Source organism: Frigoribacterium sp. VKM Ac-1396 (assembly GCF_015350895.1).
Classification (GTDB): Bacteria; Actinomycetota; Actinomycetes; order Actinomycetales; family Microbacteriaceae; genus Frigoribacterium.
Window position 1 is genome coordinate 733,082 of sequence record NZ_JADKSD010000001.1, and the last position, 24,741, is coordinate 757,822.

The 24,741-nt window shown below is 73.4% G+C and carries 25 protein-coding genes; 12 read left to right on the forward strand and 13 right to left on the reverse strand.

Translation table 11 applies throughout. From position 1 onward, the window contains the following. Nucleotides 1–32 precede the first annotated feature (32 nt). Nucleotides 33–1,457 carry an amidase gene (locus tag ITJ55_RS03445; RefSeq protein ID WP_194594082.1) on the reverse strand — a complete coding sequence of 475 codons (1,425 nt, stop codon included), beginning with the start codon at nucleotides 1,455–1,457 and terminating at the stop codon, nucleotides 33–35. Nucleotides 1,458–1,578: 121 nt separating this feature from the next. On the opposite strand from ITJ55_RS03445, the gene ITJ55_RS03450 reads away from it, so the two are divergent. Beyond that, a complete protein-coding gene (locus tag ITJ55_RS03450) occupies nucleotides 1,579–1,917 on the forward strand; it encodes a multidrug efflux SMR transporter (RefSeq protein WP_056257100.1) in 339 nt (112 codons plus the stop codon). Between the two features lie 4 nt (nucleotides 1,918–1,921). Further along, nucleotides 1,922–2,527: a TetR family transcriptional regulator gene (locus ITJ55_RS03455; protein ID WP_194594083.1), complete on the forward strand. Its 606-nt coding sequence runs from the start codon at nucleotides 1,922–1,924 to the stop codon at nucleotides 2,525–2,527. Between the two features lie 3 nt (nucleotides 2,528–2,530). Here ITJ55_RS03455 and ITJ55_RS03460 read toward each other — a convergent pair whose 3' ends face one another. The 6 genes from ITJ55_RS03460 to ITJ55_RS03485 form a co-directional block, all read right to left on the reverse strand. Further along, a complete protein-coding gene (locus tag ITJ55_RS03460; protein ID WP_194594084.1) occupies nucleotides 2,531–3,124 on the reverse strand; it encodes a GNAT family N-acetyltransferase in 594 nt (197 codons plus the stop codon). Between the two features lie 33 nt (nucleotides 3,125–3,157). Next, on the reverse strand, nucleotides 3,158–3,928 hold the full coding sequence (locus tag ITJ55_RS03465; protein ID WP_194594085.1) for a uracil-DNA glycosylase: 771 nt from the start codon (nucleotides 3,926–3,928) through the stop codon (nucleotides 3,158–3,160). Nucleotides 3,929–3,933: 5 nt separating this feature from the next. Next, nucleotides 3,934–4,677, reverse strand: coding sequence for a Type 1 glutamine amidotransferase-like domain-containing protein (locus tag ITJ55_RS03470; protein WP_370543998.1), 744 nt, complete (start codon nucleotides 4,675–4,677; stop codon nucleotides 3,934–3,936). After that, a complete protein-coding gene (locus ITJ55_RS03475) occupies nucleotides 4,674–5,222 on the reverse strand; it encodes a phosphoribosyltransferase (protein WP_194594086.1) in 549 nt (182 codons plus the stop codon). Before ITJ55_RS03475 ends, ITJ55_RS03470 begins: the two co-directional genes overlap by 4 nt. Nucleotides 5,223–5,256: 34 nt before the next feature. Beyond that, nucleotides 5,257–6,021, reverse strand: a complete 765-nt coding sequence (locus ITJ55_RS03480; RefSeq protein WP_194594087.1) for a YqjF family protein — start codon at nucleotides 6,019–6,021, stop codon at nucleotides 5,257–5,259. Nucleotides 6,022–6,134: 113 nt separating this feature from the next. After that, entirely contained in the window at nucleotides 6,135–7,097 is a 963-nt protein-coding gene (locus ITJ55_RS03485) for a glycosyltransferase (RefSeq protein WP_194594088.1), read from the reverse strand. A 618-nt stretch (nucleotides 7,098–7,715) separates the two neighbouring features. On the opposite strand from ITJ55_RS03485, the gene ITJ55_RS03490 reads away from it, so the two are divergent. Beyond that, entirely contained in the window at nucleotides 7,716–8,291 is a 576-nt protein-coding gene (locus ITJ55_RS03490; protein ID WP_194594089.1) for a hypothetical protein, read from the forward strand. 37 nt (nucleotides 8,292–8,328) lie between these two features. Here ITJ55_RS03490 and ITJ55_RS03495 read toward each other — a convergent pair whose 3' ends face one another. Beyond that, on the reverse strand, nucleotides 8,329–9,105 hold the full coding sequence (locus ITJ55_RS03495; protein WP_194594090.1) for an SDR family oxidoreductase: 777 nt from the start codon (nucleotides 9,103–9,105) through the stop codon (nucleotides 8,329–8,331). A 223-nt stretch (nucleotides 9,106–9,328) separates the two neighbouring features. Here ITJ55_RS03495 and ITJ55_RS03500 point away from each other — a divergent pair, with 223 nt between their 5' ends. The 5 genes from ITJ55_RS03500 (at nucleotide 9,329) to ITJ55_RS03520 (ending at nucleotide 15,292) form a co-directional block, all read left to right on the forward strand. Further along, entirely contained in the window at nucleotides 9,329–10,660 is a 1,332-nt protein-coding gene (locus tag ITJ55_RS03500) for a bifunctional o-acetylhomoserine/o-acetylserine sulfhydrylase (protein ID WP_194594091.1), read from the forward strand. An 89-nt stretch (nucleotides 10,661–10,749) separates the two neighbouring features. Further along, nucleotides 10,750–11,949, forward strand: coding sequence for a homoserine O-acetyltransferase (locus ITJ55_RS03505; RefSeq protein ID WP_194594092.1), 1,200 nt, complete (start codon nucleotides 10,750–10,752; stop codon nucleotides 11,947–11,949). A gap of 175 nt (nucleotides 11,950–12,124) precedes the next feature. After that, nucleotides 12,125–13,282 (forward strand): sensor histidine kinase, encoded by a 1,158-nt coding sequence (locus ITJ55_RS03510; RefSeq protein WP_194594093.1) that lies wholly within the window; start codon nucleotides 12,125–12,127, stop codon nucleotides 13,280–13,282. Further along, nucleotides 13,279–14,529, forward strand: coding sequence for a hypothetical protein (locus ITJ55_RS03515; protein ID WP_194594094.1), 1,251 nt, complete (start codon nucleotides 13,279–13,281; stop codon nucleotides 14,527–14,529). The genes ITJ55_RS03510 and ITJ55_RS03515 overlap by 4 nt, the downstream gene beginning before the upstream one ends. Before the next feature lie 85 nt (nucleotides 14,530–14,614). Further along, a complete protein-coding gene (locus ITJ55_RS03520) occupies nucleotides 14,615–15,292 on the forward strand; it encodes a response regulator transcription factor (protein ID WP_056257130.1) in 678 nt (225 codons plus the stop codon). Between the two features lie 173 nt (nucleotides 15,293–15,465). Here the strand turns inward: ITJ55_RS03520 and ITJ55_RS03525 are convergent, their stop codons facing one another. The 4 genes from ITJ55_RS03525 to ITJ55_RS03540 all read right to left on the reverse strand — a co-directional run bounded on the left by ITJ55_RS03525 (nucleotide 15,466) and on the right by ITJ55_RS03540 (nucleotide 20,254). Beyond that, nucleotides 15,466–16,716 (reverse strand): MFS transporter, encoded by a 1,251-nt coding sequence (locus tag ITJ55_RS03525; protein WP_194594095.1) that lies wholly within the window; start codon nucleotides 16,714–16,716, stop codon nucleotides 15,466–15,468. A 146-nt stretch (nucleotides 16,717–16,862) separates the two neighbouring features. Continuing rightward, nucleotides 16,863–18,437, reverse strand: coding sequence for a hypothetical protein (locus tag ITJ55_RS03530; protein ID WP_194594096.1), 1,575 nt, complete (start codon nucleotides 18,435–18,437; stop codon nucleotides 16,863–16,865). 159 nt (nucleotides 18,438–18,596) lie between these two features. Next, a complete protein-coding gene (locus ITJ55_RS03535) occupies nucleotides 18,597–18,926 on the reverse strand; it encodes a thiamine-binding protein (RefSeq protein WP_194594097.1) in 330 nt (109 codons plus the stop codon). Then, the gene (locus ITJ55_RS03540; protein ID WP_194594098.1) at nucleotides 18,923–20,254 is read right to left on the reverse strand and encodes a glycosyltransferase 87 family protein; all 1,332 of its coding nucleotides are present in this window, start codon (nucleotides 20,252–20,254) and stop codon (nucleotides 18,923–18,925) included. Before ITJ55_RS03540 ends, ITJ55_RS03535 begins: the two co-directional genes overlap by 4 nt. 79 nt (nucleotides 20,255–20,333) lie before the next feature. Here ITJ55_RS03540 and ITJ55_RS03545 point away from each other — a divergent pair, with 79 nt between their 5' ends. The 4 genes from ITJ55_RS03545 (at nucleotide 20,334) to ITJ55_RS03560 (ending at nucleotide 23,714) form a co-directional block, all read left to right on the forward strand. Continuing rightward, on the forward strand, nucleotides 20,334–21,164 hold the full coding sequence (locus ITJ55_RS03545) for an ABC transporter substrate-binding protein (protein WP_194594099.1): 831 nt from the start codon (nucleotides 20,334–20,336) through the stop codon (nucleotides 21,162–21,164). Between the two features lie 92 nt (nucleotides 21,165–21,256). Further along, on the forward strand, nucleotides 21,257–22,033 hold the full coding sequence (locus ITJ55_RS03550; protein WP_370544000.1) for an amino acid ABC transporter permease: 777 nt from the start codon (nucleotides 21,257–21,259) through the stop codon (nucleotides 22,031–22,033). Beyond that, the gene (locus ITJ55_RS03555; RefSeq protein ID WP_194594101.1) at nucleotides 22,030–22,827 is read left to right on the forward strand and encodes an amino acid ABC transporter ATP-binding protein; all 798 of its coding nucleotides are present in this window, start codon (nucleotides 22,030–22,032) and stop codon (nucleotides 22,825–22,827) included. The genes ITJ55_RS03550 and ITJ55_RS03555 overlap by 4 nt, the downstream gene beginning before the upstream one ends. 194 nt (nucleotides 22,828–23,021) lie before the next feature. After that, a complete protein-coding gene (locus tag ITJ55_RS03560) occupies nucleotides 23,022–23,714 on the forward strand; it encodes a YceI family protein (protein WP_194594102.1) in 693 nt (230 codons plus the stop codon). Between the two features lie 125 nt (nucleotides 23,715–23,839). Here the strand turns inward: ITJ55_RS03560 and ITJ55_RS03565 are convergent, their stop codons facing one another. After that, nucleotides 23,840–24,673, reverse strand: coding sequence for an ADP/ATP-dependent (S)-NAD(P)H-hydrate dehydratase (locus ITJ55_RS03565; protein WP_194594103.1), 834 nt, complete (start codon nucleotides 24,671–24,673; stop codon nucleotides 23,840–23,842). Between the last annotated feature and the right edge of the window lie 68 nt (nucleotides 24,674–24,741).

The following is a 24,741-nucleotide window of genomic DNA, read 5'->3' on the forward strand; positions in this document are numbered from 1 at the left end:
GGCCCGCTCTCACGTCGGGGCGGGCGCCCCGCTCACCACATCGGTGGGTGGCGGCGCTGCCAGCGCAGGCGCCGCTCGAGTTGTGCGCCGATCGCGAGCAGCACGTCCTCGCGTCCCGGCCGACCGATCAGCTGCACGCCCGCGGGCACGCCGTCGACCTCGCCCACCGGCAGGCTGATCGCGGGCAGCCCGGCCACGTTGACGAACGAGGTGAACGGCGAGTAGAGGCACTGCTGCTCGAAGTTGCGCTCGGCGTCCTCGGCGTCGTACCAGCCGATCGGGCGCGGCAGCATCGCCAGGGTCGGCGTCAGCACGGCGTCGAACGGCGCAAAGCGTTCGATCACGCCGCGCTCGAAGGCCGCGAGCCCGACGAGCGCCGCCGACAGCTCGCGCGCCGTCACGCGGCGTCCGCGCTCGACCAGCCACCGGGTGATCGGTTCGAGCAGCGCGAGCTCGGCCTCGGTCTCGGCCGGGATGCCCGCGGCGCCCGCTTGCCAGATCGTGCGGAAGAGCGCCGGGTAGTCCGACGGCGGCAGGCTCGTCTCGTCGACGCCGTGGCCCATCGACGCGAGCAGGTCGGCGGTCTCGCCGAGGACGCCGAGGAGGCGCGGGTCGACCCGGACGTCGAAGGCCTCGTCCCAGGGGCTGGTCGTCATCACCGCGACCTGGAACCGCCCCTCGCCCCGGACGGCGGTGCCGAGGTAGGCCCCGTCGGGCGACGGCGGGGCCCAGAGGGCCTGGTGGTGGCGCGGTGCGTGCCCGTCGGGCGACACCATCGCGTCGAGCAGCAGGGCGGCGTCGGCGACCGACCGGGCCAGGGCCCCGCCGACCGGCAGCCCCGCGAGGCTCGTGAGACCTGACTGGGCCGGCACCCGGCCCCGCGAGGGCTTGAGGCCGACCAGCCCCGTGGCGGCGGCCGGGATGCGGATGCTGCCCCCGCCGTCCGAGCCGGGGGCGAACGGCAGCAGGCCCGCGGCGACGGCTGCCGCGGCCCCTCCGCTCGATCCGCCGGCACCGGTCTCGGGCGACCAGGGGTTCCGGGTGGGAGGGCCGACGAGCGTCTCGGTGTAGGCGGTCAGCCCGAACTCGGGGGTCGCCGTCTTGCCCAGGCTGACACTCCCGGCCTGGTCGAGGGCCTCGGTGATCTCGGACGACGTCGTCGGCACGCGGCCCCTGCTGAGGCGCGACCCCGACCAGGTCGGCACGCCCGCGCGGTCGCTGAGGTCCTTGTCGGCCAGGGGCAGCCCCCAAAGTGCGGCGACCGACGGGCCGGCCGCGGCGAGGGCGTCGGCCCGCTCGAGCGCGGCCTCGCCGGTCACGGTGACGAAGGCGCCGAGGTCGCCGTCGAGCCGTGCGATGCGCTCGAGGTAGTGGGCGGTCAGTTCGCGGGGCGAGACCTCGCCCCGACGCAGCCAGTCCCACTGCTCGTGGGCGCTCAGGTGGTGGAGTTCGAACACCCGTCGAGCCTAGGCCGCGGGCCGGGACGCCCGTCCCGTTTTCTGGTACGTTTGTTCCATTCGTGCTCCCCCGGCCGCAGGTCGCCGCCGGGACCGTCGCGCGTCTCGACAGGACTCCGTCATGGGTTACCTCTTCCTCGCACTCGCCATCGTCGGCGAGGTCTTCGCCACGAGCTTCCTCAAGGTCACCAGCGGCCCCGACGCCAAGTGGTGGCAGTACGCCGCGGTCGTGGTGGGTTACGTCTTCGCGTTCGCGATGCTCTCGCAGTCGCTCAGCAAGGGCGTGCCGCTCGGCATCGCCTACGCGATCTGGGCCGGCATCGGCGTCGTTCTCGTCGCCCTGATCAGCTGGATCTTCTTCAAGGAGCCCCTGACGCTCGTCCAGCTCGGCGGCATCGTCCTCGTCATCGGCGGCGTGACGATGCTCGAGCTCGGCGGGCGCCACGAGGCCGCGGCCTGACCCGGTGCGTGACCAGACGTCGGGCGACGGCCCGGCCCCCGGCGGCCCGACCCCCGGCGATTCGGCGCCCGGCTCCCCGGCGCTCACCCCCAAGGGCGAGATGAGGAGGCGCGCGCTGCTCGACGGCGTCCTGACCGTCCTCGAGGCGGGCGGCCCCTCGGCCGTGACGCACCGGGCGGTCGCCCGGGCCGCCGGCGTCCCGGTCTCGGCGGCCACGTACTACTTCGCCGGTCGCGACGACCTGCTCCGTGCGGCGCTGCGGCACGCGACCACCGACTGGGCGCGGTCGTTCGACCGACTCGAGCGCGCCTCCTTGCGTGACCTCGCCGAGACCCTCGTCCGCTACGCCGTCACCGAGCGGGGGGCGGCGCGGGCGCAGTACGAACTGCTCTTCACCGCGATGCGCGACGAGTCGCTGCGCGAGGACGCCGAGCTCTGGTACTCGTCGCTCGAGCACGTGCTGTCGCGGGCGGGTGTGCCGCCGGACCGGGTCGACGTCGCGGCCCTGGCGGTCGACGGGTTGATCGTCCGCATGCTCTGGCGCGGCGAACCGGCCACCGTCGCCGCGACCGAGCGCGTGCTGCGCGAGATCGTCGGACCGACCCCCTGAGCCTCAGCCCTTGCGTCGCTTCTTGAGCGACTTCTGCATCGTGACCGTGCCCAGCCAGCGGCCGAACTTGAAGCCGACCCGCCCCATGCGTCCGACCTCGGTGAAGCCGAGACGGGCGTGCAGGCCGATCGACGCCTCGGCGTTCTTGTCGGCGATGACGGCGATCATCTCGCGGATGCCGGCGTCGCGGCACGCCTCGACGAGGGCCTCGAGCAGTGCCCGGCCGAGCCCCTTGCCGGTCGACGCGGCCCGCAGGTAGATCGAGCTCTCGACGGTGTAGCGGTAGGCGGCCTTGCCACCCCACGGGGTCGCGACCGCGTAGCCGAGGGCCTCACCGGACGGGTTGACCGCCACGAGGAAGGGCATGCCGAGCTTCGTCACGAAGGCGAACTTGCGGCGCCACTCGGCGAGGGTCATCGCGTCCTCGTCGAAGGTCACCGACGAGTTGGCGACGTAGTGGTTGTAGATCTCACGCACGTAGGGCAGGTCGGCGGACGTCGCGGGCCGGATCTCGTACGAGAAGCCGGGTTCGACCGGAGCCGGCGGCCGCAGGGCTCGCGGAAGGCGCCGTCGGGGCTGGTATTCCTCTTCGAGCACGGGCCCACTCTGCCACGCCGGGTGCGGCCCGGGTCAGGACGCGGGCGGCAACGCCCAGTCGACGGGCTCGCCGCCCTGGGCGACGAGCAGCTCGTTCGCCCGGCTGAACGGCCGCGAGCCGAAGAACCCCCGCGACGCCGACAGGGGGCTCGGATGCGGCGACTCGATCGACGGGACGTCGCCGAGCAGCGGCTTCAGCGCCGACGCGTCGCGCCCCCAGAGGATCGCCACGAGCGGTCCGCCCCGGGCGGCGAGCACCTCGATCGCGCGCTGCGTGACGGGCTCCCAGCCCTTGCCGCGGTGCGACGCCGTCTCGCCCGGGCGCACGGTGAGGACGCGGTTGAGCAGCAGCACGCCGTGGCGCGACCACGAGGTCAGGTCGCCGTGTTCGACCACGGGCACGCCGAGGTCGTCGTGCAACTCGCGGTAGATGTTCGCCAGGCTGCGCGGAACGGGACGGACGTGCGGGTCGACCGCGAACGACAGCCCGATCGGGTGGCCCGGCGTCGGGTACGGGTCTTGGCCGACGATCAGCACGCGCACCTCGTCGAGCGGCTGACGGAAGGCCCGCAGCACGTTCTCGCCGGCGGGCAGGTAGCCGCGCCCGGCGCGCACCTCGCCGCGGAGGTACTCGCCCATGTCGGCGATGCGGTCGGCGACGGGTTCGAGGGCGGCCGCCCACGACGGGTCGATCTGCTCCGAGAGCGGTCGACGGTGGCCTTGCCCCTCGTCGCGGCCCGGCTCGCCGCCCGGCTCGCCGACCGGCTCGTGACCGGGTTCGCAGCCCTGGTCGGCACCGCTCACGTCGGTCACTCGACCCCGAGCGTGCCGACCGAGACGCCGACGATCTCGCCGTCGTCGTCGAGCTGCGGTTCGACCCGCCAGACGCTGCCGGTGCCGAGCACGGCGAGGGCGCCCTCGCCGACCACGAGCGCGGTGTTCTCGTCGATCGCGACGCCGCCGCGGACGAGCCCGGCCTCGGTGGCGGCGATCAGGCGGGTCAGGGTGCCCCACTGGGCGGCGTGCACGTCGATGGCGAGGTCGACGAGCCCGAGGCCGTCGGCGAGGGTGACCTCGTCGAGGTCTTCGGCGGCGTCCTCCGGGCAGACCGGGACGTCGCCGATCAGCCAACCGCCGAGCAGGGCGCGGTCGGCCGCGATCATGGCCCCGGCCGAGAAGCCCAGGTAGGGCAGCCCGTCGGCGACGAGCAGGCGCACCTGGTCGATCAGCGGGGCGACGGCGTCGAGGTAGGCGGGGGTGAGTCCGCCCGCGACCAGCAGGCCGTCGACGTCGCTGAGCACGCGGGTGTCGAACTCGTCGCCCGCGGTGACGATGGTGGTGAGCGCCTCGCAGCGTCCGCCGGCGGCGAGCATGGCGGGGTACCCGTCACGGAACTCGGCGGAGGGCGAGTCGTCGGCGACGACGATCAGCACGGCGATGCGCGGCACGTTGCGACCGACGGCGGCGCCTCGGACGGCGGCCTCGGCCACGAAGAGGTCGTACAGCTCGGTGTCGTCGGGCGACCATCCGCCGCCCACGAGGTGGATGCTCACGCGCCCGCCCCCGAACCGACCTCGCGCGTCACGGGCGGCAGCGCGCTCCACGGGAAGGTGATCCACTGGTCGGTGCGCTTCCAGACGAAGTCGGGCTCGAGCACGGTGCGGGGCTTGCTGTAGAGGCACACGGTGCGCACCTCGGCGGCGACCTCGGCGAGCAGGTCGCGCACGAGCACGAGCGTGCGCCCGGAGTCGGAGACGTCGTCGACGACGAGCACCTTCTTGCCCTCGAGCGACGGGGCGTCGAGCGTCGGCGGCAGCAGCACCGGCTCGGGCAGCCGCTCGTCGACCCCGGTGTAGAACTCGACGTTGATCGAGCCGCACATCTTGGTGTCGAGCGCGTACGAGACGGCCCCCGCGAGCACGAGCCCACCCCGGGCCACGGCCACGATCACGTCGGGCACGAAGCCGGCCTGCACGACGTCGGAGGCCAGGTGGCGGGCGGCCTCACCGAACTCGAGCCAGCCCAGCACCTCCCTCTCGGGAGCCTCGACCTCTGGTCGTGCGGGGGCGGCCTGGCTGTCGTCGGGTGGGGTGACCATGCCGACAACCGTAACGCGCGCAGGCCTCCGCGCGTCACGCGGGGACCCAGGCACCCCCGGGCGGCGCGAAGACGGTGTCGACGCCGTCGGACCAGAGCAGCGAGTCGGGTTCGCGGTCGGTGACGCCCGGCAGGCCGCCGTCGGCCACCAGCTCGTCGTCGAGGTCGACCAGTTCGGCACGACGGAGCGACCACGTCTCGTGCCGGTTCGGCCAGTAGCGGGTGCGTCCGCCGCGGGCGACGTGCATGCCCCAGCGGGCGGTGAGGAACTCCGCGAGCGGGTCGCCCGCGACCACCTCGTCGGTGGGACGGACGGCCAACAGCGACGACGGGTTCGCCCCGGGCCCGAGCCGGGTGCTGCGGTAGGTGACGACGCCGTCGGCCCGCGAGCGCTCCATCGACGCCCACCGGTACGGCAGGCCGAGGCCGACGTTGGCCGCGAGCACCGAGACGAGCCGCTGGGCCTCGAGGGTGCGGAACACGACGCCGCGCCTCCCGAGGGCGTCGACCGAGTACAGCCGCACGTTGGTCTCGAGGAAGTCGCCGGCCCACGGCACGGCCGGCAGCGGACCGAACGCGCTGCCGGTCAGCTCGAACGGGATCAACCCCACCCAGGTCGAACCGTCGAACACGTCGGGCCGGGTGCCTGGCGGCAGCAACGGCGCGACCCGCTCGGGTTCGACCCGCCAGTGCGCGAAGGCCAGGCCGCCCCAGTGCTGCCGGATGAAAGCGGGGCGGAGCAACGGAGGGGCGGTGGCGGTGACCGGCTCGGGCTCGGCCCCCTGCGTGGTCGGGTCCATGACGCCCACGCTACGGACGCCGCCCGTGAGCGGGCCGGGTCGGTCGGCGGGAGTCGCACGAGGACGGCCGAGGTGCGTCGTCCACCCCGGCGACGGGCGCCCGGCGACGGCCGTCAGTGGCGGACCGTCGCCGATCGCAGCGGCTCGAGGTGGTCGACCGGCACGCCGATGCGGGCTCCGCGCAGCAGGCCCGAGACGCGACCGGCCACCAGGCCCAGCGCGGCGACGGCCAAGAGCGACACTGCCGGGCGACGGCCGACCAGCGACCGCCACGCGGCCGCGGCCAGCCGACCGGGCGTGACCCCGCGGACGGTGCCCGCGTCGGCGTCGCGACCGAGCGAGCGTCGAAGGGCGGTCTGGGCGACGCCGCGGTCGAACGCGGCACCGGCGACGGACCGCCACCGGGTCTCGCCCGGGGTGACCGTGCGCGAGACGCGGGCCGACGAGGTCGAGACGGCCCGCGCCTCCGGCTCGTCCGCGGCGAGGCGCAGGCAGAGCTCGACGAACTCGGCGCCGTGGGGGGTCGCGTCCGCGACGTCGGCGCCGCTGGCAAGACCACCGACCTGCAAGAGGTCCCACCGGCGGAACGCGACGCTCGGACCCGAGACGTCCTCGAGGCCGAGCAGCCCGTCGGGACGCGCGCGGGGCGTGCAGTCCACGGCCCAGAGCAGGGCGTCGGGCAGGCTCGTCGCGGCCGTCCCGGGCCAGGTCGGCTCGGTGCGCCCGACGACGGCGATGACGTCGACCTCGTCGAAGGGGGCCGCGAGCGCGTGCGCCCAGCCCGCGTGGACCGAGGCGTCCGCGGCGAGGAACGCGACGACGTCGCCACGGGACGACTCGATGCCGGTGTCGCGGCTGCCGGCGAGGCCGGGCGTCCGGGTGTTGTCGACGACCACGAGGTCGTCGTACCGGTGGCGCAGGTCGTCGCGCAGCCGCGGTGCCCGGTCGACGACCACGAGCACCTCGTGCACTCCCCCGTCACGCAGGACGGAGTCGAGCGAGGCCAACAGCCCGTCGAAGGGCGTGGTCTCGTCGGCGCAGACGACGACGCTGATGCGGGGGGCGGGGCGGTTCACGCGACGCCTCCCCGGGTGGGGTGGCTGGCGGACGGGCGGACGGCGGGCTCGGGCAAGCGGACGCAGAGGGTCACGGGGGTTCCTCGGGGTTCGTCGACGGTCGCCGGTCACGCCGCGGACGGCGCGTTCGGGTGGCGACCCTCGTCGGAGGGTGCGTTCGGGTGACGGGGCCGAGTGGGTGGCTCGGCGGCGTCGGCCGGTGGTCGATTCGGGCGACCGCGGCAGAGGCGCGCCCCGGATTCGGGTACGGGGCGACCTGACGCGTCCAACGCTACGCGGGACGTCCTGGGAAGACGAGGCGAACGGGGGTCCCCCTTTCGAGGGGGGACCCGTCCGGGTGACGCCCGGGTGGGCACCCTCGCCGTCACGCACCCCCCGGGGTGAGGCCCGCCGTCCCGCGCGGTTCGGCGGCCCGGCGACCCCCGGACGGCAGGAGGCGCCGGTCGGTCGGCCGCGTCCGCCCGGTCACGAGCCCGGTCGCCCCGGGCAGGAACCACCCGCCGGTGACCCGTGGCGGTGTCGCGCGTCCGCCCCACACCCGGCCCCCTCGCCCGGTCGGGGCCCGTGCCCACGCCGGTAGTGTCGGAGCCTGACCCCAGCACGAGAGGACGTCGACGAGTGCCCCACGGATCGGGAACACGGCGCCGAGCCGAACGCACGGCGCTCGAGCGTGCGGTCGACGAGGGCGTGCTGATCGTCCGCTCGGCGCTCGTCGTCGCCGTCACCAACCAGATCATCCGGCGTGCGCTGCAAGAGCACCTGCCCTTCGACGACGGCGTCGCCACCCGGGTCACGCGGGACGAGATCGACCGCCTGGCGGCCGAGCAGACGGCCGCCGCCGTGCGGGTTCGCAAGCTGCGCCGGATGACCGGCCGGTCGTACGGTCAGTCGCGACACCAGTTCGACTACCGACCCGAGGACGCCGAGGCGCTCAAGCTGCGTGAGGCCGCCTCGAAGGGCGTGGCCCGAGAGCTCGCGGCCCGACGGGACGACGACGACTTCGTCGGCGGGGTCGTGGCGGACGCCCGGGCCCGCGCGTGGGACGACGTCGGGCAGACCGTCGTCGACCGGCTGGGCTGGGCCGCCCGGCCCGCCGACGACTACGACGACGGTCGCGCCGAGCGGTTGCGCGACCTCGTCGAGGGCGACCTGGCCGCCCTGCGCGAGGCGCACCCGCGGCCCGGACGCCCCTGACGCCCCCTACCGCCCGGCCCGGCCAGGCCCGGCCCGGTCAGTCCTTCCGGACGCGCAGCTCGCCCTTCGCGACCTTGTACGTCGCCGCCTGGGCCACCGGCTTGATGGTCACCAGGTCGAGGTTGACGTGGGCCGGCAGCTCGACCGAGTGCACGATCGACTCGGCGACGTCGTCGGCCGTCAAGGGTGCCTCGACGTCGCGGTAGACGGCGTCGGCGCGGTCCCGGTCGCCGTCGAAGCGCACGAGCGAGAACTCCTCGGTGTGCACCATGCCCGGGGCGATCTCGATCACGCGGATCGGTTCGCCGGCCAATTCGAGCCGCAGCACGGCCACGAGGGCGTGCTCGGCGAACTTCGAGGCGTTGTAGCCGCCGCCGTTCTCGTACGCGACGTGACCGGCGATCGAGGTGACCGTGACGACGTCGGCGCCCCGCGCCTCCTCGGCTCCCCGACGCAGCGACGGCAGCAGCGCGGTGATCGCGCGCTTCGTGCCGAGCACGTTGACGTCGAACATGCGCTGCCAGTCGTCGATCGAGCCGTGCTCGACGCTGTCGAGGCCGAACGCGCCGCCGGCGTTGTTGACGAGCGCGTGCAGCGGACCGGTGCCCTCGACGTGGGCCCGCAGGGCGGCCACGTCGTCGTCGCTCGTGAGGTCGGCCCGGAACCAGGTCGCGCCCGTCTCGTCGGCGAGCGCACGGAGGCGCTCCTCGCGTCGGGCGACCGCCAGCACGTCCCAGCCGCGCGAGCGGAACAGCCGCACCGTCGCCGCTCCGATGCCCGAGCTGGCCCCCGTCACCACGACCCGTCCCACCATGTGCGCCTCCTGCTGCCTCGTCCGTCGTCGTCGTCGTCCGTGCGGACGCGACCCGCCCACGCTAGCGGCCCGGTTACGTCACGTGTCCGGCATCGTGGACGGCCGGGCGGGCGGACCGTACCGTGGCTGTCACCCCGAGCCGGACCCAGACCCCAGACCCCAGACCCCGGACCCGGGACCAGACCCCGGACCCCGGCCCGGACACCGACCGCAGGAGCAGACCATGACCGACGCCCAGCCCGCCTGGAAGTTCGAGACCCAGCAGATCCACGCCGGGGCCCGGCCCGACCCCACGACGCACGCCCGGGCGACGCCGATCTACAAGACGACCTCGTACGTCTTCCGCGACGCCCAGCACGCGCAGGACCTCTTCGCCCTGGCCGAGAACGGCAACATCTACTCGCGCATCATGAACCCCACCCACGACGTCGTGGAGAAGCGCATCGCCGCGCTCGAGGGCGGGACGGGTGCCCTGTTGGTGTCGTCGGGGCAGGCCGCGTCGACGTTCGCCGTGCTCAACATCGCCGAGGCCGGTGACCACATCGTGTCGTCGTCGTCCATCTACGGCGGCACGTACAACCTCTTCAAGTACACGCTCGCGAAGCTCGGCATCGAGACGACCTTCGTCGAGAACCAGGACGACGCCGACGAGTGGCGCCGCGCCGTCCGCCCGAACACCAAGCTGTTCTTCGCCGAGACGATCGGCAACCCCAAGATCAACATCCTCGACCTCGAGAAGGTGTCGGGGGTGGCGCACGACGAGGGCGTGCCCCTGATCGTCGACAACACGATCGCGACGCCGTACCTGATCAGGCCGCTCGAGCACGGGGCCGACGTCGTCGTGCACTCGGCGACGAAGTTCCTCGGCGGGCACGGCACGGTCATCGGCGGCTTCATCGTCGACGGCGGCACGTTCCCGTGGTCGGCGAACGCGGACCGCTTCCCCGGGTTGACCCGGCCCGACCCGTCGTACCACGGGGCGATCTACACGCAGGCGGTCGGCGACGAGCTCGCCTACGTCGTCAAGGCACGGGTGCAGCTGCTGCGCGACCTCGGCGCCTCGAACAGCCCCGACACGGCGTTCTCGCTGATCCAGGGCATCGAGACGCTCAGCCTGCGCATCGAACGGCACGTGCAGAACGCCCAAGAGGTGGCCGAGTGGCTCGACGCCCGCGACGACGTCGCCGCGGTCTACTACGCCGGCCTGCCGACGAGCCCCTGGTACGCGGCGGCCAACAAGTACGCGCCGCGCGGCGTCGGAGCCGTCCTGTCGTTCGAGCTCAAGGGCGGCGTCGACGCCGGCCGGGCCCTCGTCGACGCCCTGCGGCTGTTCAGCCACCTGGCGAACATCGGCGACGTGCGCAGCCTCGTGATCCATCCCGCCTCGACGACGCACTCGCAGCTCACCCCCGAGCAGCAGCTGACCACCGGGGTCACCCCGGGGCTCGTGCGGCTCTCGGTCGGACTCGAGAACGTCGACGACCTGAAGGCCGACCTCGACGCAGGGTTCGCCGCGGCCCGCGCGGTCACCCGCGAGGCCCTGCGCAGCAGCTAGGCCGTCGCTGGGAGGCGACCACCCCGAGGAGGCGCGGTGCGCGTAACAAACGCACCGCGCCTCCTCGCGTCCTCCAGGATGGACACCACATGGACTGGCAGAGCACACCCGAGGACACCGTCCCGTCGAGCGTCATCAGCGAACGCACGCGCTTGGCCGTGCTGGGTCGCCCGCCGGTCACCGGAGCCTGGCGCGACGGTGACGACCCGGGGGGACGCCGGTTCGAGACGCTCGGCGACCTGGTGCTCGAGAGCGGCGTCACGCTGCCCCGACCCCGGCTGGCCTTCGAGACCTGGGGCGAGCTCGCCGCCGACGGCGGCAACGCCGTCCTCGTGTCGCACGCCCTCACCGGCGACAGCCACGTCGTCGGCGAGGCCGGACCCGGGCACCCGACGGCCGGTTGGTGGAACGGCGTCGTCGGCCCGGGGCTCGCGATCGACACCGACCGGTGGTTCGTCGTGGCACCGAACGTGCTCGGCGGCTGCCAGGGCAGCACCGGGCCCTCGTCGTTCGCCCCGGACGCCGTCGAGTGGGGCTCGAGGTTCCCGCACCTGACGATCCGCGACCAGGTCGCCGCCCAGGCCGCCCTCGCCGACCGGCTCGGCATCGACCGCTGGGCCGCGGTCGTCGGCGGGTCGATGGGCGGCATGCACGCCCTCGAGTGGGCCGTCACGCACCCGTCGCGCGTCGAGCGGCTGGCCGTGCTCGCCGCACCCCCCGTCGTCAGCGCCGACCAGATCGCCCTGAACACCGTCCAGCACGAGGCCATCCGCATGGACTCCGCCTACGACGGCGGCGACTACTACGACGCGGTCGACGGGCCCTACCGGGGTCTCGCCCTCGCCCGACGCATGGCCCTGCTGAACTACCGCTCGCCCGACGAGCTCAACGCGCGCTTCGGACGCAGCTGGCAGAGCGAGATCTCGCCCCTCGGCGGGCCCGGGCGGTTCCAGGTCGAGAGCTACCTCGACTTCCACGGCAACAAGTTCACGCGACGCTTCGACGCCGGCAGCTACGCCACCCTGCTCGGAGCGATGAACTCGCACGACGTCGGACGCGACCGGGGCGGGGTCGCCGCCGCCCTGAACCGGGTCACGGCCCGCACGCTGGTGCTCGGCGTCGACAGCGACCGGCTGTTCCCCGTGTCCGACCAACGCGTCGTCGCGCGGCACCTCGCCCACGGCCTCGACGGCGCCGAGGTGGCGGTCGTCGAGAGCCCCTACGGTCACGACGGATTCCTCATCGAGACCGCCGCCGTGGGCGCTCACCTGCGGCGCCTGCTCGACTGACCCCACTTCGGCGGACACCCCGGGGTACAGTTCGCGACCGGTGCCGGATCGTTACCGGACCAATCCGTGATTCGGGCCCCGCACGACCCCCTGAGAAGGCCCTGGGTGTGAAAACATGAGTGGTCGCCAGCCGCCCGGCAGCAGCGACGAACCCGTCGGAAGCCACGCACGAACCATGGACATCTTCGCCCAAGAACGCGATCGTCTGCTCAGCAGCACGACCCGTACCCTGGGCGTCGCCTGCGCGGCGGTCTCGATCGTGGCCCTCGCGATCCCCGGCGTGACCGACCCCCTGCACCTGGCGGCCATCGCCCCGCTCGCCGCCCTGCTCATCGTCTCGTTGCTGTTCGTGACCGGCCCGCGGGCCCGCATCTGGGTGCCGGTCGGGCTCGCGGCGGGCATCGCCGCGACCGTGGTCGCCCTGCTGCCGGCAGGCGGCCCCGACGACGGCCCCCTCGCCACGGCGATCATCCCGCTGGCCGGCGGTGCGACGGCCGCCTTCAGCCTGATGCTCTCGTCGAGCCGTCCCCGCCTGGCGACGGCGGTCGTCGCCTTCGTCGTCGAGCTCACGCTCGTCGCGCTCGCGACGGGTTCGCTCTTCACCTTCCCGGTGGCGGCCGTGCTGCTCGGCTGGGTGTCCTGCTTCGTGACGGGCCTCTGGCTCGGCCGCGCGGTGCCCCTCGCGGCACGTCGCATCTACAGCATCGGCAACGCCCACCGGGCCGAACGTCAGGCCAGCGAGACCGAGGCGCAGCGCCGACAGGGCGCCCGACTGCTGCACGACACCGTGCTGGCGACCCTCACGCTGCTCGCGCACTCCGGCTTCGGCGTGACGCCCCAGGCCCTGCAGGACCAGGCCGCCGAAGACGCCCGCCTGCTGCGTCACCTGCGCCTCGGCGGCACGCCCCAACCGCAGGCGTCGGGCGACTACAGCCTCGAGACGGTCGAAGAATCGCCCCTCGGGCAGACCCTCGAGTCGGTCAAGCAGCGCTTCGGCCGCATGGGCCTCGAGGTCAGCTGGCACGGCACCGGCCAGGTCCTGCTGCCGACCCACGTGCTCGACGCCTTCCTGCTCGCCCTCGCCGAGTGCCTCGAGAACGTCCGGCGTCACGCGGGGGTCACCGAGGCGCACGTCACGATCATCCACGACGACTCGATGGTCCGGGCCATGGTCACCGACGCCGGGGTCGGCTTCGACCTGGCGGGCATCAGCGAAGAACGCCTGGGCTTCAAAGAATCCGTCGTCGGCCGGCTGCACGAGGTGGGCGGCAGCGCCCGACTCTTCTCGTCGCCCGGCTCGGGCACGACCGTCGTCCTGGAGGCACCCCGATGAGCGTCGACGAGAACACCTTCGGCATCGTCCGCGGCCGACGCGCGGCCCGCGGACTGCCGATCAGCTCGACCGGTGCCCGGTCGCTGCGCCAGGCACGGGCCGCCGGCGCCACCCTCGGCACGGGCTACCTCGGCCTCGGCGCCGCCGTCGTCGCGGCCCTCCAGGCGGTCTACGGCCTGGCGTTCTTCCTCAGCCACCTCTCCGCCTACCCGGACGTCACGCCCGCGCTCGTCTCGTGGCTGCTCTACGTCGCCACCTTCATCGGCACAGCCGTGCTCGTGACCGTCCGCGGCGAGAGGCTGACGACCGGGGTCTTCGCCGTCATCGGCGTGGTCCTGGCCGTCGTCGTCGCGCTCGACTTCGTCGCGATCTGGCCCCTGCACGACGTCGGCGCCTACGCCACGTCGAGCGTCGCGGTCGGCTTCGGCCTGCTGCCGATCGTCACCCTGAGGCCGGTGCGCGAGGTCGTCACCGCCACGGCCCTGCTCTTCGTGGCACTCGTCGTGATGGTCGCGGCCTCGACGCCCGTCACGAGCGACTCCGGGCCGCAACAGATCGCCGTCGTAGCCCTGGCCGTCCTGCCGAGCGCCATCGCCACCTTCGCCGTCCACCGGTTCCGACGCATGGTGCAGGTCGAGCTCGACCGGGTGCTCGTCCAGAGCAACGTCTCGCAGCCCCGCTTCGCCGTGGGCATGCTCGCGAGCGACGAACTGGCCCGGCTCGACCTCGCCGCCGAGAAGCTGCTCGACGGGGTCGCCAACGGCGACGTCCCCCTCCCGTTGTCGCCGAAGGTCGCCTCGCAGGCGGCCTCGCTCGCCACCGAGCTGCGGCTGCACCTCATCGAGGGTCGACGGGAGACCTGGCTGCACCACGCCGTCACGGAGTCCGAGTACCTCGGCCGCTCGGTCACGTTGGTCGACCCCTCGTCGCTGGCCGGCCTGCTCGCGCCGCCGCAGCGCGACGGGCTGCTGCAGGGCGTCTGGCTGTTGCTCGGCGACTCGAAGAGCCGTGCCCCGGGCACCACCATCCAGCTGACCCTCGGCCCCGTGACGGCCGCGTCGCAGTCGTTCGCCGGGCGGAGCGTCTGCGTGCCGGTCGTCGTCTCGACGACGGGCATACGCCGCAACCGCGTCACGCCCGCCACCTGGAACGCCCTCGAGCGGGCCGGCGAGTACACCGTGTCGACCCACGAGTCGAGCGTCAAGATCTCGGTCGCCTGCATCGTCGACAACCCCGCCGAGACCTGAGCCGCCCAGCCCCCGCGTGGTCTCCCCCGATCACCACCCCCGCCCGTAGCATGTTCACCACACCGTCCTGAAAGAAGGTCCCGACGTGTCAGACCACGACGACCGCATCCGCCTCGCCCTCGTAGACGACCACAAGATGCTGCTGGGAGCCCTGAGCGAGTGGATCCGCGGTGCCGCGAGCGACATCTCGATGGTCGCCGCCGTCGCGTCCTGGCCCGAGCTGCTCACGCACCCCGAGTTCCCCGTCGACGTCGTCCTGCTCGACCTCGACCTGAAGGACAGCATCCCGATCTCGCTCAAGATCAACACGCTCAAGACGACCGGCGTCAAGACCGTCCTGATGAGCACCTACTCCGAGCCCAACGTCGTCCGCGAGGCCCTCGCCGCCGGCGCCCTCGGCTACCTCGTCAAGAGCGAGGACGCCGAGATGATCGTCGAGGCCATCCGCTCGGCTGCCAAGGGCGAGTCGTACATCTCGGCCGAGCTCGACCTGGCCCTCAACGCGGCCGAGATCGGCGGCGTGCCCAAGCTCAGCGCTCAAGAACGCCGCGTCATGGCGCTCTACGGCGGTGGCGAGCCGGTCAAGGCCGTCGCCTACCAGCTCGGCATCAGCGAAGAGACGGCCAAGAGCTACCTCAAGCGCATCCGCGAGAAGTACCGGGTGGCCGGCTACGACGTGGGCACCAAGGTCGCGCTCCGGAAGCGCGCCATCCAGGACGGCATCCTGTTGCAGACCGACCTGCCGGCCCAGACCAGCTTCTGACCCTCGGCCGGCTTCCGACACTCGGCCGGCTTCCGACCCTCGGCGCCGCCACGCGCGACGGCCCGCCTCCCTCGGGAGCCGGGCCGTCCGTCGTCCGCGCCACCCGCGCCTCCCCGGCTCGCGGCCCCTCGAGGGAGTCCTGCCCGGGAGGCGCGAGCGGCTCCCGACGGCGTCTACGCCGAGACCGACTCGCGCTGGGTGACCGTGGCCCGGCTGCCCCCGCGCTTGTCGTCGACGCGCTGCATGGCGAAGCTGATCGTGGTGAGGACGACGCCGGCGAGGGCGAGCACGACGCCGACCCACCCCGGGGCGGAGAAGCCCAGCCCGGCCGCGATGACCGCGCCGCCGAGGTAGGCGCCGAAGCTGTTGCCGAGGTTCATCGCCGAGTGGTTGAGCGCGGCGCCGATGACCTGGCTCTCGCCCGCGACCTCCATCAGGCGGGACTGCACCGACGGGCCGACGCTCGACCCGACGAGGCCGACGAAGAACGTGCTGACGAAGATGCCGACGATCGAGCTCGAGGTGAGCGCGTACGCCGACAGGGCGGCGATGAGGCCGATGAAGCCGAGGTACATGGCGAGCTTGAGCGAGCGGTCGGCCAGCCAACCGCCGAGCAGGTTGCCGATGGTCATGCCGACGCCGACCGTGACGAGCACCCAGGGCACGACGCCCTGGGCGACGCCCGCGCCCTCGGTGACCGCGTTGGCGATGTAGCTGTAGACCGCGAAGAACCCGCCGAAGCCGATGGCGCCGATGCCCATGACCAGCCAGACCTGCGGCTGCGTGAACGCCCGCAGCTCGCGCTTCATCGACGCGGACGCGTCACCGTCCTGGTGCGGCACGGCGAGGGCGACGGCGGCGAAGGTGAGGGCGAAGATCAGCGCGACGGCGAGGTAGGCGACGCGCCAGCCGGACTGCTGGCCGAGCCAGGTGATCGAGGGCACGCCGATGACGTTCGCGATCGTCAGGCCGCTGAGCACGAGCGCGACGCCCTTGCCCCGGTTGCCGGGCCCCATGATCGACGCGGCGACGATCGACGCGATGCCGAAGTACGCGCCGTGCGGCAGGCCCGCGGCGAAGCGCGCGGCCAGCACCCAGCCGAACGAGGGCAGCAGGGCCGAGGCGATCGTGCCGACCGTGAAGGCAGCGAGCAGGGCCAGCAGCAGCTTCTTCTTCGGGAAGTGCGACGACATCGCGGCGATCGTGGGCGCCCCGACGACGACGCCGAGGGCGTACGCGCTGATCAGCCAGCCGGCCTGCGCGATGCCCGCGTCGGCCGATCGGGCGTAGAGATCGGGCAGCAGGTCGCCCGCCATGTTCGGCAGCAGGCCCATGGCCACGAACTCGGTCGAGCCGATGCCGAACCCGCCCAGGGCGAGGGCGATGAGGGCGGCCGTGCGACGACGGCGGGAGAGGTGGGTCACGAGGGAGCCTTGCGTTGGGGTCGATCGAGGGGGCTGTTCGACCTGGACTCGCCGTTGAGAGGTGCGCGACAGTGGGTGCTACCACGACATCGTATCGATTCGATCCGCCTCCCCGCAACGACCGGGCCGGGGCGCTCCCCCTTTCGTCAGCCCTTCAGCGAGGTCGCCGTCCGCGCCCCGACGTTGCCCGACGAGTCGACCGACCAGGCGATCAGCGTGTACTGCCGACCCGAGGTGAGGGCGGGCAGGGTGGCCGACGTCGCCCCGGTCGACGTCACGGGCAGTCCGCTCGTCGGAAGGGCGCCGACGCCGGCACCCGGCACGAGTCGCACGACGGTGCCGACGGCGTCCGACGAGGTCGATACCCGCCACGAGGCCGTGCGGGTGCTCGACGCGGTGGTCACCGCGAGCGAGGTGACGGCCGCGGGTGCGGTCTTGTCCGACCGGTCACGCCAGGTGAGCGAGCCGGTCATGGTGCCGGGGGTGAAGGTGCAGCGCAGCGACCACGACAGGCGCGCCGAGGTGAGGGCTCCCGTGGAGTCCACCGCGAACGACGACACCGTCAGACGACCCGTATACGACCCGCAGCCGCGACCCGAGCCGGTGACCGAGAGGCCGTACTTCGCGGTCGACCCCTCGGCCGGACCGGTGGCCTCGCTCGTGTCGAAGGTGCCCACCTGCAGAGGCCCGCCACCGTAGCGGACCACTTCGACCCGGGTCGTGTCGGCACCCGAGTCGAGCCCGTAGGGACGGGTCGGGACGAACGCGTACCCGTCGGACGAACTGCGGCCGACGACCGTCGCGAACGAACCGTCCGGGAACGCGTGGGTGGTTCCGCCCGACACGTAGTCGTCACCCCGGTAGGTGATGCCCGTCGTGCCGAGGGGTGCCGAACCCGCGACCGAGATGCGCCTGGTGACCCCGCCGGCGGGGATCGAGACCACGCCCGTGCGCGGACCCGCCTTGGTGGGCGTGAAGCCGATGGTGAACGTGCACTTCGCGCCGGCGGCCAGGGTCGTCCGGCTGCACCGGTCGGCCGTGATCGGGAAGTCCCCCGACGTCACGGTCGCCGCACCGACGGCGACGGGCGTCGAGCCGGTGTTGACGATGGTCTCGGTCGTGGTGATCGGGACCGAGCCGATCGGGGTGTCCGGGTACTGGATCGTCGTGGCGCTGGGCACCGCCCCCGTGTCGCCCGGCTGGCCGAAGCGCAGCTGACCGAAGAAGGCGTACGACGGGGTCGCCGTCCCGTTGCGGAAGACGAGGTCGAAGCGCGTCAGCGCGCCCGAGGCGTCCGCGGCGAGGTCGAGGACCTCGACGTCCCCGACGAACGACTGGCTCACGCTGCCGACCGTCAGTTCGGCACGGGCGAGGGTGGGGTCCTGCGAACGGGAGTCGACGCCGTACCGACCCACCGCGAGAGCCTTGCCCTGCGGCGGCTCGACGGTGACCCGGATGCCGTCACCCGCACCCGACCTGCTCTCCGGGCCGACCACGGTGATGCCGCGGCTGAGCGTCGCGACGCCGATCGTCACGGACCGTCCGACGGCTGCGTGCTGACGGCCGGCGGGGTAGCCGGGGTCGTTGGTGCTCGAGACGCTGAGCACCGCCGTGCCCGTCGCGGCGGACGCCGGCGTCGACGCCGACGCGAGAGGGGTGATGGTCGCCGCGAGGACGGCAAGGGCCGTCACCCCGAGCAGGGTGAGAGAGGGACGCTTCACGGGGGCTCCTTTGCCGGGAGGCGCGATCGAGAGGCGCCCTGCAGTCATCGTGCCCGCGCGGACGCCCCCCGGACGGGTGGATCCCCCGTCACCCGCGGGCGGGCGCGACGACGGTCCGCAGCTCGACCTTCCGGCCGTCCACGGACACCGGTCGCAGCCTCAGGCGTCGCCGAGCGCCGCCTCGAGCCGCTCGACCTTGCCGGTCAACTCGCCGGTGCGGCCCGGCCGGATGTCGGCCTTGAGCACGAGCGACACGCGCGACCCGTAGGCCCCGACCGCCTCGGTGGCCGCCTTGACGACGGCCATCACCTCGTCCCACTCGCCCTCGATCTCGGTGAACATCGACGAGGTGTGGTTGGGCAACCCCGAGGCGCGCACGACGGCGACGGCGGCGGCGACCGCCGAGTGGACCGAGTCGGGCTCGGAACCGGCGGACGGCCCGCCGTCGGGGGCGGCACCACTGGGCGAGACGGAGAACGCGACGATCATGCGTCCATCCTCGCGTCGTCGGGCCGGACACGCCAGAGGGTGACCACGGCCCAGGCCAGCAGTGCCAGCTCGAGCACGGCCCGGACGGTGACCACGGTCACGAGATCGGGCCGGGCGGCGAGCAGGGCGTCGTACGCGAACGGGTAGACGACCTGGGTCAGCCCCGCGACGACCACGGCGAGCACGGCCGGCACGACGAACCTCGGCCCGCCCGAGCGGGCGAGCACGAGCCCGACGACGACGGGCACGGCGAGCCACGCGACGAACTGGGGCGACCCGACCTTGTTGGTCACGACGAGCGCCACCACCACGGCCAGCGACAACGGGCCGAGGAGGCGCGTGGCCGTCACCCCGCGGCGCACCGCCCGCAGGCCCAGCAGCACGACGCCCAGCACGACCGCGGCCATGACGACGCTCATCGCCTTCGCGGCGAAGCCGACCCCGTCGCCGGCGATCTGGTAGGTGAGGATCTGCCGGTCGTAGTAGACGAAGGTGCCGGGGACGCCCGCGGCGGCACGCCAGAGCCACATCACGGCCGCCGGCGACTCGACCTGCAGACCGCGACCGGCCTGCTGACCGACGAAGCCGACCACGTTCCACCCGCTGCCGAGCACGAGCGAGACGGAGACCACGACCGCACTCGTGACCGCGGCGGCCACGACGACCTCGACCCGTCGACGCACGGCCAGGACGGCGACCACCACGAGGGCGGCGGGCCAGACCTTGACCCAGGCCGCGATCGTGAGCAGGGCGGACGCCAGCGAGGGTCGGGTCGAGACGAGCAGCAGTCCCACCAGCGCGATCGCGACCGTGACGGCGTCGATGCGGCCGAGGGCGATCGGCCCGAGGGCGACGAGGAACGCCAGCCACCACCAGGCCGCGACCGCCGAGCCGGGCCGCCGCCGGGCCAGGAGCACCGCGAAGGCGCCGGCGTTCAGCAGCGACACCAGCACGAGCCAGACCGCCCCGTACCCCGCGTCGCCGCCGAGGCGGGCGATCAGCATCGGCACGGCGGCGAGCAGTGGGTAGACCCAGGGACGGTCGACGCCCACCCAGTCGCCACCCCCGACGCCCTGTTGCATCCAGGTGCGGTAGACGACGTCGACGTCGCCCAGGGTGCGGTTGCCGCCGACGAGGTCGAGCCGGACGAGCCACGCGTGCACGAGCACGAAGGCGATGCCGAGCACGACGGGTGACGCCGCGAGCGACCTCACCCGGTCGACGACCGCAGCGCGGCCGTCCGCCACCGGACGGGGACTCGACGCCCGGGCGTCGGGTGCGACCGGTGTTCCGGGGTCCGCCGACGGTCGGGGCACGGAGGTCGGCATGCCCACAGGCTAGCCGCCGGTCCCGACACCGGGCGTCATGCGTCGGCCGACGTCGGCGGTCGCCGCTACGATCCCACTCATGCGCAGACCCGCCTCCCTCCGACTCGTCGCGACCGCCGCCGCCCTCGTGCTGGCCGGGTCGCTCGCCGCCTGCTCGTCCGACGGGGGCTCGGGTGCCGACGGGGCGGCCGTCGGCCCGGTGACCGACGGCAAGCTCACGGTCGCCACGGGCGAGCCCGCCTACAGCCCCTGGGTCGAAGACGACGACCCCTCGTCCGGCAAGGGTTACGAGGCCGCCGTCGCCTACGCGGTCGCCGAGAAGCTCGGCTACGACGACTCCGACGTCGTCTGGGTGCGGACGACCTTCGACGAGGCCATCGCTCCCGGCCCCAAGACGTTCGACCTGAACCTCCAGCAGTTCTCGATCACCGATCAGCGCAAGAAGGCCGTCGACTTCTCCCCCGCCTACTACGAGACGCGCCAGGCGGTCGTCACCCTGCCCGGCACGGCCGCGGCCGACGCGACGTCGATCGCCGACCTGACGGGTCTCGCCATCGGCGCCCAGAGCGGCACGACGAGCTTCACCGCCGCCGAGACCGCCATCGACCCCGACGGTGGCGTCCAGGCCTACAACTCGAACGACGACGCCAAGGCCGCCCTCGAGGCCGGCCAGGTCGACGCCATCGTGCTCGACGTCCCGACCGCCACCTACTTCGTCGAGGGCGGCGTCGTGCTCGGCCAGCTGCCCGCGACCGACGGGGCGAGCGACCAGCTCGGCATCGTCCTGCCGCTCGGCAGCTCGTTGACCGCCGACGTCACCACGGCCGTCGACGACCTGACGACCGACGGCACGCTCGCCGAACTGCAGAAGCAGTGGCTGGCCGACTACGACGTGAAAGAGCTGTCGTAGCGCCTCGCACGGTCGCCGACTCCCCCGGGGCGGTCAGCGACCTCGAACTGGGCCGGCGGGCCTTCCGTCGTCGGCAGTCGACGCGGTCGGTCGTGATCGCCGCCGTCAGCACGATCGCCTTCGCCGCGCTCGCGTGGTGGGCGATCACCAGCACACCCGGCTGGTCGCGGGTGCAGTTCAGCTTCTTCGACGGTGCCACGTTCGCCTCGGCGTGGCCCCGGGTGGTCGAGGGCCTGTGGCTCAACGTGCGCGTGCTGGTCGTGGCCGCGATCGGCGTGGCGGTCGTCAGCACCGCGCTGTCGGCGTTGCGCACCCTGCGCGGGCCCGTGTTCTTCCCGGTGCGGGCCCTCGTCCGCGGCTACACCGACCTCTTCCGGGGCATGCCGCTGATCATCGTGCTGTACCTGGTCGGTTTCGGCGTGCCGGGGCTCGGCCTCGGCATCCCGCGACTGCCCGCCGAGTTCTGGGGCACGATCGCGTTGATCCTCACCTACTCGGCCTACGTGTCAGAGGTCATCCGCGCCGGCATCGACGCCGTCCACCCCTCGCAGCGCCTCGCCGCCCGCTCGCTCGGCCTCAGCCACGCCAAGACCCTGCGTCTCGTGGTCTTCCCCCAGGCCCTCCGCAAGGTGACCCCCGCCCTGATGAACGACTTCGTCTCGATGCAGAAGGACGTGGGCCTCATCTCGGTGCTCGGCGCCGTCGACGCCGTGCGCGCGGCGCAGATCGAGACCGCCACCGCGGCGAACTTCACGCCCTACGTCCTCGCCGGCCTGCTCTTCGTGCTGCTGGCCCTGCCGACCATCTGGCTGACCGACTGGCTGTCGGCGCGCCTCCGTCGTCGTGAGCAGGCGGGCAGCGTCGTATGACCACCGCCGACCCCACCCGAGGAGGCGCGGTGCCCGTCACTCCCGACACCGGCCTGCCCGAGACGGTGCTGCGCCTCGAGGGCGTCCGCAAGTCGTTCGGCGACGCCGTCGTGCTCGACGGCATCGACCTCGACGTCGCCCGAGACGAGGTCGTCGCCCTCATCGGCGCCAGCGGCTCGGGCAAGTCGACGCTGCTGCGCACCGTGAACCTGCTCGAGCAGATCGACGACGGCCGCATCGTGCTCGGCGGGGACGACATCAGCGACCCCCGGGTGCGCGTCGACGCCGTGCGGGCCCGCATCGGCGTGGTGTTCCAGCACTTCAACCTCTTCCCGCACCTGACGGTGCTCGACAACGTCGCCCTGGCCAGCCGCCACGTGCTGCGCCAGACGAAGGCGGCGGCGAACGAACGTGCCCTCGAGGTGCTGACCCGGGTGGGGCTCGGCGACAAGGCCGGCGCCTACCCCGACCGCCTGTCGGGCGGGCAGCAACAGCGCGTCGCCATCGCCCGCGCCCTCGCCCCCCGGCCGACCGTGCTGCTGCTCGACGAGATCACGAGCGCGCTCGACCCCGAGCTGGTCGGCGAGGTGCTCGACCTCGTGCGCACGCTGAAAGAGGTGGGCACGACGATCCTCATGGCGACCCACGAGATGGCGTTCGCCCGCGACGTCGCCGACCGCGTCGTGTTCCTCGACCGGGGCCGGATCGCCGAGCAGGGGCCGCCCGCCCAGCTCTTCACGTCGCCGCGCGAGCCCCGCACCCGCGAGTTCCTCACCCGCTTCACCGCGCCCTGACCAGCGGACGCACCGTCGCGCCGATGCGCCGATGCGCCGAGGCACCGGCGCGACGACGCGGCGACGGGCCGAGGCACCGGCGCCCACCGTCTTCACCCGCGCCTCCCAGGCCTTTGCGAGGGTGACGCGTCACCATCGTCAAAGCCCCGTGGACTCGCCGCGCGTCACGCCGACCCCTCCGAAGGACGACCATCATGAAGAAGAACACCAAGATCGGGCTGGGCGTCGCCGCAGCCGTCGTCGTCGTGCTGGGGGTCACCGCCGCCTTCGCCGGGCCGGTCATCTACCGCGACCTCGTCGTGGGCGAGCCCGAGGCGGCCCCCACCGCCGCCCTCACCCCCGGGTCGAGCACACTCGACGCCAGCCAGCTCACCGGCGACTGGAGCATCGGCGACGGCAGCACGGCCGGCTACCGCGTCGACGAGGTGCTGAACGGCACCGACGTCACGGTGGTCGGCAGCACCGACCAGGTCTCGGGCACCATCACCGTCGACGGCACCAGCATCACGGCCGCGACCATCGACGTCGACGTGGCCTCGATCGCGACCGACAGCGGCAACCGCGACGACTACTTCCGGGGCACCGCCATGCAGGTGAACCGGTTCCCCACCGCCACCTTCACGCTCACCGAGCCGATCGAAGCGGCCGTGCCGTCCGACGGCGAGGTGGCGAGCGTTGACGCGACCGGCGAGCTGACCATGCACGGCGTCACCAAGACCGTGAGCGTGCCCCTTCAGGCCGCCCTCTCGGGCGACGGCGTGCAGGTGAGCGGCTCGATCCCCGTGACGTTCTCGGACTACGGCGTCGAGGCCCCCGACCTCGGCTTCGTCAGCGTCGAAGACCAGGGCACGGTCGAGTTCCTCGTGGCGGCGACCCCCGCCTCCTGAGCGTCCACGCTCGGCCGACCGGGCGTCGCTCCACGAACGGGCCGGCGCGCGCCCGACCGGGCCGCAACCACCGGGCCGCAACGGCCGGGCCGCGAGGGCCGGGCCTCGAAGGCCGGCCCTCGAGGTCAGCTCCGGCGCAGCAACTCGGCGATCGTCGCGGGCAGCGCGTCGACGAGGCCGAGCACGGTGAACGGTCCGCCGTCGCCGGCCCGTGACGCCGCGAGGCCGTGGACGACCGCAGCCGTCGCGGCCAGGCGGGCCAGCGCCTCCTCGTCCGCGGCGATCTCGTCGTGGTGGGTGGCGACCAGGGCGCCCAGCACCCCGCCGAGTGCGTCGCCGGCGCCGGCCGTCGCGAGCCACGACGGGGCGCTGGCGGCGACCAGGCGGGTGCCACCGGGGGACGCAACATGGGTGCGGTGCCCCTTGACGAGCACGGTGCAGCCCCACTCCCCCGCGGCGCGTTCGGCGGCGTCGGCCGGGTCGGCCGCGACGTCGTCGACCTCGCACCCCGTTGCCCTGGCCAGCTCGCGGAAGTGCGGTGTCACGACGACGGGCCCGGTCGCCCGTTCGCGGAGCGACAGGGCGCCCGCGTCGAGCACGAGCGGCAACCCCGAGGAGGCGCCGGTCGCGAACCCGTCCCGCGTCTCGTCGTCGAGGTGGTCCGGGTCGACCCCCGAGCCGAGCAGCCACGCCTGCACCCGGCCGGGATTCGTGACGGCCTCGGGCCGACGGTTCAGCACGAAGTCCGAGGCCCGCGAGGGGCCGAGGTACCGCAGCATGCCGACGCCCGTGTGGAGCGCCGCCTCGACGCCGAGCACCGCGGCACCCGGGTACGCGCTCGAGCCGGTCACGACGCCGAGCACGCCCCGGCTGTACTTGTCGTCGTCGGGGGCCGGGACGGCGATGCCGTCCGCGGCGTCGGACGGGGTCCATTCGGTGAAGCGCGCGTCGGAGGTCACGCCCCGACGGTAGTCGGCCCCGGGCCGGCCGTGCCCGCCGATACGGTGGGCCGACGAGCATCTCCCTC

What these genes read in the sequence shown, in the direction of transcription:
- ITJ55_RS03450 (WP_056257100.1), top strand. Translation starts at nt 1,579, where the DNA reads ATGGGTTACCTCTTCCTCGCACTCGCCATCGTCGGCGAGGTCTTCGCC.
- ITJ55_RS03545 (WP_194594099.1), top strand. Translation starts at nt 20,334, where the DNA reads ATGCGCAGACCCGCCTCCCTCCGACTCGTCGCGACCGCCGCCGCCCTC.
- ITJ55_RS03495 (WP_194594090.1), bottom strand. Translation starts at nt 9,105, where the DNA reads ATGGTGGGACGGGTCGTGGTGACGGGGGCCAGCTCGGGCATCGGAGCG.
- ITJ55_RS03560 (WP_194594102.1), top strand. Translation starts at nt 23,022, where the DNA reads ATGAAGAAGAACACCAAGATCGGGCTGGGCGTCGCCGCAGCCGTCGTC.
- ITJ55_RS03475 (WP_194594086.1), bottom strand. Translation starts at nt 5,222, where the DNA reads ATGGTCACCCCACCCGACGACAGCCAGGCCGCCCCCGCACGACCAGAG.
- ITJ55_RS03540 (WP_194594098.1), bottom strand. Translation starts at nt 20,254, where the DNA reads ATGCCGACCTCCGTGCCCCGACCGTCGGCGGACCCCGGAACACCGGTC.
- ITJ55_RS03555 (WP_194594101.1), top strand. Translation starts at nt 22,030, where the DNA reads ATGACCACCGCCGACCCCACCCGAGGAGGCGCGGTGCCCGTCACTCCC.
- ITJ55_RS03500 (WP_194594091.1), top strand. Translation starts at nt 9,329, where the DNA reads ATGACCGACGCCCAGCCCGCCTGGAAGTTCGAGACCCAGCAGATCCAC.
- ITJ55_RS03515 (WP_194594094.1), top strand. Translation starts at nt 13,279, where the DNA reads ATGAGCGTCGACGAGAACACCTTCGGCATCGTCCGCGGCCGACGCGCG.
- ITJ55_RS03505 (WP_194594092.1), top strand. Translation starts at nt 10,750, where the DNA reads ATGGACTGGCAGAGCACACCCGAGGACACCGTCCCGTCGAGCGTCATC.
- ITJ55_RS03510 (WP_194594093.1), top strand. Translation starts at nt 12,125, where the DNA reads ATGGACATCTTCGCCCAAGAACGCGATCGTCTGCTCAGCAGCACGACC.
- ITJ55_RS03535 (WP_194594097.1), bottom strand. Translation starts at nt 18,926, where the DNA reads ATGATCGTCGCGTTCTCCGTCTCGCCCAGTGGTGCCGCCCCCGACGGC.
- ITJ55_RS03480 (WP_194594087.1), bottom strand. Translation starts at nt 6,021, where the DNA reads ATGGACCCGACCACGCAGGGGGCCGAGCCCGAGCCGGTCACCGCCACC.